Source organism: Pseudomonas baetica (genome assembly GCF_019733355.1).
Lineage (GTDB): Bacteria > Pseudomonadota > Gammaproteobacteria > Pseudomonadales > Pseudomonadaceae > Aquipseudomonas > Aquipseudomonas baetica_A.
In genome coordinates, this window is sequence record NZ_JAIHLQ010000180.1 from 1 (window position 1) to 272 (window position 272).

General features: G+C 59.2%; 1 protein-coding gene. It reads left to right on the plus strand.

Annotated features, from left to right (window positions below):
* On the plus strand, positions 1-272 hold a 272-nt coding region (locus tag K5E40_RS34650; RefSeq protein ID WP_260456262.1), incomplete at both ends, for a contractile injection system protein, VgrG/Pvc8 family.

The window sequence follows — 272 nt, forward strand, 5'->3', positions numbered from 1 at the left end:
ATGTAGAACTGGTCAGCGAGCACCCGGACTTCGATCTGGAGAGCTTGCTCAGCCAACCGGCGTTTCTGCAATTTGGCCATAACGGCGAAGGCATTCACGGGCGCATCGAAGACGTGCTGGTCGGCGAGGCCGGCAAGCGTCTGACTCGTTATCACCTGACGCTGGTGCCGGCGCTGCACTATTTGCAGTTCAGCCACGATCAGCGGATTTTCCAGCGCATGACCGTGCCGCAGATCATCGCGCAGGTGCTCAAAGGTCATGGCATTCAGGGC